Source organism: Moritella sp. (assembly GCF_033791185.1).
Classification (GTDB): Bacteria; Pseudomonadota; Gammaproteobacteria; order Enterobacterales; family Moritellaceae; genus Moritella.
In genome coordinates this window covers 1-6,286 of sequence record NZ_JASJHF010000038.1, presented here as the reverse complement: position 1 = coordinate 6,286, position 6,286 = coordinate 1, and the positions used below count along the sequence as shown (strand labels likewise).

The window sequence follows — 6,286 nt, the reverse complement described above, 5'->3', positions numbered from 1 at the left end:
TAACGTATTTTACTTTCGTGTGAAATAAGTTTGCAGTATATTGGCGGGGTAGGGTATGGAGGTTCGAAATTATATTTCAAACCTTTTGTTTCAAATTGAATTTATTATTCATCGCCACGTCACTTTTTGACGAGGCGTTTTTTTTGCCTAAAATTCAGTGTTTGAATTAGTCTTCGTCGATGTATTCAAAATTACTATCATCAAACGGTTCATCGTCGTCACTTGCAATACCCGTTGCAGGTTCCAAAGCATACCATTCACATAGTTTGTTTTTTAGTACATCGATACCGGTATGTTTCAATGATGAGAATGGTGCAACTGTTACGTCACCACCAAATTCTTCAACTGCTGCTTTTACTTCTTTAACGGTTTTACTACGCACGCCTTGTTTCAATTTATCGGCTTTCGTTAATAGCGCCATTACCGGAATGTCAGAATCAATGGCCCAAAGAATTAATTGCTTATCTAAATCTTTTAGCGGGTGACGAATGTCCATTAATACCACGATGCCTTTTAACGAATCGCGTTTTTGCAGGTATTCACCTAAGGCCTTCTGCCATTTCTTTTTTACTTCAAACGGTACTTTAGCAAAACCATAACCAGGTAAATCGATTAGACGTTTGCCTTCTTCGATTTCAAATACGTTGATAAGTTGTGTGCGACCAGGAGTTTTACTGGTTCTCGCTAAGCTTTTTTGGCGCGTTAAAGTGTTCAATGCACTTGATTTACCAGCATTAGATCGCCCAGCGAAAGCAATTTCAATGCCCGAATCGTCTGTTAGGTGACTAATGTCTGGCGCACTAATCCTAAACGCAGCGTTTTCGAAGTGTATTTTTTTGTTATCCAATTTAATATCTCTCATTGAAATTGTGTTAAATGATTACTTTTTTTTGAAAATGTGTAAAATAGTCAAATAGAATAATAATAAGTGTAACATGTCACGCCGTGACATGGGATCGGAAGCTGAAAATAACAAGTGGAATGCTATGAAAAGTCTTGTCTTATCTTTTGCAATGTTAATCGGATTAATGGGTACGGCTCAAGCTGCAGGGAATGCAGCGGCGGGTGAAGCTATTTCCGGCACATGTACTGCGTGTCATGGTACTGATGGTAATAGTCCAGCAAGTATCTATCCTAAATTAGCGGGGCAGAATGCTTCGTACATTGTTAAGCAGTTGAAAGATTTTCAACTGGCGATGCAAACCGGTGGTGAAAAGGGTCGTAACGATCCTGTCATGATGGGTATGGCGGCAATGTTAACTGAAGAAAATATGCAGGACCTTGCTGCATTTTATTCAGAACAAACAATGAAACCGGAAGAAACGCCAGAAGACGTTGTTGCTGCTGGTCAGCTATTATACCGTGGTGGTGACATCGAACGTGGTATCACTGCTTGTTCAGCATGCCATGGCCCACGTGGTAATGGTAGCGAAACGGCTAAATTCCCGAAGATCTCAGGTCAACATGCTGATTATATCAAATCGCAACTTGAGAAATTTAGTAGTCAAGTACGCACAAATGACCAAAATGGTATGATGCACGATATCGCATATAAAATGAAACCTGCAGATATGGAAATTATTTCTAAATATCTTGGTGGTCTTCACTAATCATTTTTGTTTAGTAAGTTCATTTTAATATCGTAAAAAACTCAGCCTCGGCTGAGTTTTTTATTTTCATCAGATCGGAATTATCTTTTTTCTTCCTCGCTTTTTTGATAGTCTGCGCTCACTTAAAGAATTGCCGCATTATGCCCTTAATAAAGCGTAGTAAATTGACTATCTTTAAATAAGGCGAAATACGATACCCGCTAATAGCTAATGTCATCAACACGATCATGCCAGACATTATTATTAGACAGATTTAAAACAGAGAATACTATGACTCGTAAAAGAAAAGAACGCTCAGGCGGCCCGTTAGCTATCGCTAAATCAGATCGCGCTAAACGTGAAACAAATACTCAAGCAGTAGAAGCCCGTAAGCAAAAACGTTTAAAAAAACGTAAAGGTTTAGTATCAGGTAATAAAACAACTGAAGCTGAAAAAGGTAAAAAAAGTAGCGGTGGTCAGCGTAAATCAGGTGACCCTCGCGTAGGCAGTAAAGCGCCGATTCAGTTATTAACGAAACCGACACCTGTTGCACAACCTGCGATTGTTAAAGTAAAACAGCCAAAAGCGGAAGTGAAAGTTGTTGCACCGGCATTAACGTTCGAGCAAGAGCTAGACAAGTTAGAAGGTGATGCTCGTCTAAATGGGTTATTACTACGTTTAGATAACAACGAAGTATTAGACAATGATGACCAAACGTACGTTGATGAACGTGTAGAGCGTCACGCATTCTTACTTGAAGAACTTGGTTATGCTGATGACGAAGATTTTGAAGAAGATTATGATGAAGATGAATGGGATGAAGAGATGATGGCGTCACTTGATGCTCAATCACTGCAAACTAATCATGAGAAATTATCTGAAGATGAGTTATATGAACGTTTCTTAGCGACAGAGAAAAAGTTAAAGAATAACGACGAGGACTAATAATGCAAGCGAGTTGGGTGATTTTAATTGGCATTGGATGCCTGATCATTCTGGCATTATCAGTGTATGCAGGACGTCTATTGTATCGTGTAAAAGCGCAACAAGTGCAGCAGCTAAATCAACAAAACGAAGCCATTGCTGCACGTAAAGTCCGTATCACTGAAAGTGTACAGATTATTGCTAAAGCAATGGGTCGTGAAGAGTGTGACCTGTCTGAAGGTACCATTCGAATTAGCAAGTTACTGGCAGCTATTCCGGCGGCAGAACCTGTTGATTGGGTTAAGCTATATCCTGATTTACATGCGTTTTATGAGCAAATAAAACACATGCCAATTATGGATGAACGTAGCAAGTTATCAAAAAAAGCGCGTATGCAGTTTGACTTAGATCGTTTTCGTTTTGAAGGTGAATATGCTGAGCGTGTGCACCAAGATGTTGTACGCTTAATCACGTTCAAATGTTAATTAATACCGGTTTAATCGTTAATATTATGATATAAGACAAGCGGCATGATGTTTATTTTCGGCATACTGTCGCAAGTTGTCTTAGGGGATGAATATGCTAAATCAAAAATTAGTCTGGGATCAGGCTATGATCGAAAAATATAATTACAGTGGTCCAAGATATACATCTTATCCAACCGCGTTAGAGTTTGATGAATCTTTTGGTTATCAAGACTTTCGCTTTGCTTGCGACGAGACGCCAGATAAGCCGTTGTCATTGTATGTGCATATTCCTTTCTGCCATAAGCTTTGTTATTACTGCGGTTGTAACAAGGTAATTACTCGCCATCTGCATAAAGCTGATAAGTACCTAGATGTACTTGAAGCTGAAATTAAGCTACAAGCGCCGTTTTTCAAAGATCGTAATGTATCGCAATTACATTGGGGTGGTGGTACACCCACTTTCTTAACACAACCACAAATTCAACGTTTGATCGACGTGTTAAAAGACAGTTTTAATTTTGATGACGATGCTGAAATTTCGATTGAAGTTGACCCGCGTGAAATAGAACTGAGTACCATTGACCTATTATCTAAGGTTGGCTTTAACCGTTTAAGCCTTGGTGTTCAAGACTTTGATAAAAAAGTGCAAGTCGCAGTTAATCGTGAGCAAGATGAAGATTTCATTTTTGCCATTATTAAACGTGCCCATGAACTTGGTTTTAAATCGACTAATATTGATTTGATTTATGGTTTGCCACATCAAACTAAAGCCACTTTCCATAAGACCTTAGAACGTGTTCTTGATTTAGACCCTGCTCGCTTAACCGTATTTAACTATGCGCACATCCCGAGTTTGTTTGCTGGTCAGCGTAAAATGAAAGAAGAAGATATGCCGTCAGCTTCAGATCGCTTAGCGATTTTGGAAGACGCTATTTCATTTTTAACTGCCAACGGTTACCAGTTTATTGGTATGGACCACTTTGCTAAACCGGAGGATGAATTAGCCATTGCGCAGCGTGAAGGCATATTGCATCGTAATTTCCAGGGTTATACTACCCAAGGTGAAAGCGATTTATTAGGGCTAGGTGTTTCTTCAATTAGCCAGATTGGTAATGCCTATTCGCAAAACCAAAAAGAATTGAAAACCTATTACCAACAAGTTGAAGAACTTGGTCACGCCCAATGGCGTGGTGTGGGTTTGAATGATGACGATTCAATTCGTCGTGCAGTGATCAAGCAATTAATGTGTAATTTTGAACTGGATATGGACAAAATTGCGAATACATTCGATCTTGATTTTACCAGTTACTTTGCTGAAGACATGACTTTATTACAAACGTTCATTAATGACGAACTGGTTATTATTAAAGGTAATATGCTGCAAGTAGCGCCTAAAGGTAAGTTATTGATCCGTAATATTTGCATGTGTTTCGATGTGTATTTACGTCAACGAGCACGTCAGCAACAGTTTTCTCGGGTGATCTAACCTGTAGTTAGACATGCGTTAATAGTAAGGCACCTGAGGGTGTCTTTTTAATACCTGTGTGAATGTAATTGCAACGATTTTAAGGACGATAATAGACTTGATTTTATGACTTTTCAGTGAGGATTAGCGACTTAATTTCACAGAAGATTAATATACATAATCAGTTATCTATGTAATATTGTTCCCCGATTCGCATTATCTTATTTTAGATAACGATTAATAGCAGCAATGATCACAAAAATGGAAATACGTCTATGAAAGCGATAGTCATTGATATTGATGATACGGTATTAGATTTTGGTTCTCGATTACGTGAGTTTGTGAATCATCAATATGATAAAAAAGTGACTGGCAAGCCATTGGCATGGGATCTGTGTGAATGGTTGGGTATCAAAGAAGGCCAAGATGTTAAAATATTAAAAGAGTTTGCATCTAGCTGGCAATTTGGTGCGTTGGACGCATTACCTGGTGCATCTCGGATCCTGACAAAGTTAACGCAAGAAGGTTATGACATCTTCTGTATTACTGCGTGTAGTCGTGACCCACAAGTCGAAGCACTGCGTCGTGCAAACATGTATCATTGCTTTGGCAATATTTTTCAAGACATTTTCTTTGTTGAATATGGTGATTCAAAAGCGACGTATTTGAATAGAATTAAGCAAACTCATGATATACATGCGTTTGTTGATGATAAATATGACAACTTAGTGGATGCGAAAAATGCCGGTATTGAACACTGCATTATGATAAAGCAACCGCATAATAAAGTGTTTAGGGATAAAGTCACTTGTGCGCACGATTGGTATGAAATTTCTTACATCATTCAAACGTGGCATGAAAAAACATGGTCGGTACAGTAGGCTAGACTTATTATTATCGATGAAGCTCTCAGTTATGCTATCTAGCTGAGTTTTTCAATTTGTAGCTGTAATTAGTACTTATGACTTTCAGGTGAAAGTGGTACTATCTATTTTATAGGTAACTTAAATTGTGTGGGATATGAGAAATCATGCAGCAACGACATACTGATATTATTAATCTTGTAAATGAAAAGGGACGTGCTTCTGTTGGCGAAATGTCAACTAAGCTGGGAGTTTCAGAGGTCACGATCCGTCATGATCTGAACAAGTTAGAAAAAGAAGGCTTCATTCGTCGTGTTCATGGTGGTGCTACTCCACATAATACCGATAACGTGTCTCATCGTATTACCGTGAATTATGAACATAAGCGTAAAATGGCGATGTGTGCGGCAAGCCTTGTTGAGCATGGTGAAACGGTCATGATCGAAGGCGGTAGTGCAAATGCATTACTGGCAAAAGAATTAGCTAAACGCAGTGATGTGACTATCATTACACCGAGTAGCTATATTGCTCACTTAATGAAAGAAACGGACGTTAAAATCATCGTGTTAGGTGGTTTGTATCAACATGAAAGTGAAAGTATGGTTGGTACCTTGACGCGTCTTTGCATTAAGCATACTCATTTTACCAAAGCATTCTTAGGTATTGATGGTTTACATCCTAATACTGGCTTTACCAGTCGTAATATGATGCGTGCGGATGTCGGTGTGGCTATTTTAGAGAAAGGTGCACAAAATATTGTCATCACTGACTCTTCTAAATTCGGTCAAGTTCACAATACCCCGCTGTATCAATTCGAGCAGGTTGATATGGTCATTACTGACGAAGATGCTTCGTTAGAATATGTACATCTATTAGAAAAACATAATATTAAAGTCGTAAAATAATAGCGTTTCCCGCTGACTTTATACATATCTTATGGATGCCAGTGAGAATTGTTATAACAATTCTCACTGGCAT

At 38.6% G+C, this 6,286-nt stretch carries 7 protein-coding genes; 6 read left to right on the top strand and 1 reads right to left on the bottom strand.

All coding sequences use genetic code 11. From position 1 onward, the window contains the following. Nucleotides 1-166: 166 nt before the first annotated feature. Nucleotides 167-847: a ribosome biogenesis GTP-binding protein YihA/YsxC gene (gene yihA, locus QNK26_RS02485; RefSeq protein WP_319220684.1), complete on the bottom strand. Its 681-nt coding sequence runs from the start codon at nucleotides 845-847 to the stop codon at nucleotides 167-169. A 139-nt stretch (nucleotides 848-986) separates the two neighbouring features. On the opposite strand from yihA, the gene QNK26_RS02480 reads away from it, so the two are divergent. From QNK26_RS02480 to QNK26_RS02455, 6 genes are all read left to right on the top strand, one after another. After that, nucleotides 987-1,610 carry a c-type cytochrome gene (locus tag QNK26_RS02480; RefSeq protein WP_319220683.1) on the top strand — a complete coding sequence of 208 codons (624 nt, stop codon included), beginning with the start codon at nucleotides 987-989 and terminating at the stop codon, nucleotides 1,608-1,610. Nucleotides 1,611-1,880: 270 nt separating this feature from the next. Next, nucleotides 1,881-2,534 carry a Der GTPase-activating protein YihI gene (gene yihI, locus QNK26_RS02475; protein ID WP_319220682.1) on the top strand — a complete coding sequence of 218 codons (654 nt, stop codon included), beginning with the start codon at nucleotides 1,881-1,883 and terminating at the stop codon, nucleotides 2,532-2,534. 2 nt (nucleotides 2,535-2,536) lie between these two features. Beyond that, the gene (locus QNK26_RS02470) at nucleotides 2,537-2,998 is read left to right on the top strand and encodes a DUF2489 domain-containing protein (RefSeq protein WP_319220681.1); all 462 of its coding nucleotides are present in this window, start codon (nucleotides 2,537-2,539) and stop codon (nucleotides 2,996-2,998) included. A gap of 94 nt (nucleotides 2,999-3,092) precedes the next feature. Continuing rightward, on the top strand, nucleotides 3,093-4,466 hold the full coding sequence (gene hemN / locus QNK26_RS02465; protein ID WP_319220680.1) for an oxygen-independent coproporphyrinogen III oxidase: 1,374 nt from the start codon (nucleotides 3,093-3,095) through the stop codon (nucleotides 4,464-4,466). A 209-nt stretch (nucleotides 4,467-4,675) separates the two neighbouring features. Continuing rightward, nucleotides 4,676-5,326 (top strand): 5' nucleotidase, NT5C type, encoded by a 651-nt coding sequence (locus tag QNK26_RS02460; protein ID WP_413816343.1) that lies wholly within the window; start codon nucleotides 4,676-4,678, stop codon nucleotides 5,324-5,326. A 149-nt stretch (nucleotides 5,327-5,475) separates the two neighbouring features. Then, nucleotides 5,476-6,213 (top strand): DNA-binding transcriptional regulator YciT, encoded by a 738-nt coding sequence (locus QNK26_RS02455; RefSeq protein ID WP_319220678.1) that lies wholly within the window; start codon nucleotides 5,476-5,478, stop codon nucleotides 6,211-6,213. The last annotated feature ends 73 nt before the right edge of the window (nucleotides 6,214-6,286 follow it).

Bases quoted from the DNA above. Each gene is read 5' to 3' on its own strand.
- hemN (WP_319220680.1), top strand. From the start codon at position 3,093: ATGCTAAATCAAAAATTAGTCTGGGATCAGGCTATGATCGAAAAATAT.
- QNK26_RS02470 (WP_319220681.1), top strand. From the start codon at position 2,537: ATGCAAGCGAGTTGGGTGATTTTAATTGGCATTGGATGCCTGATCATT.
- yihI (WP_319220682.1), top strand. From the start codon at position 1,881: ATGACTCGTAAAAGAAAAGAACGCTCAGGCGGCCCGTTAGCTATCGCT.
- QNK26_RS02455 (WP_319220678.1), top strand. From the start codon at position 5,476: ATGCAGCAACGACATACTGATATTATTAATCTTGTAAATGAAAAGGGA.
- QNK26_RS02480 (WP_319220683.1), top strand. From the start codon at position 987: ATGAAAAGTCTTGTCTTATCTTTTGCAATGTTAATCGGATTAATGGGT.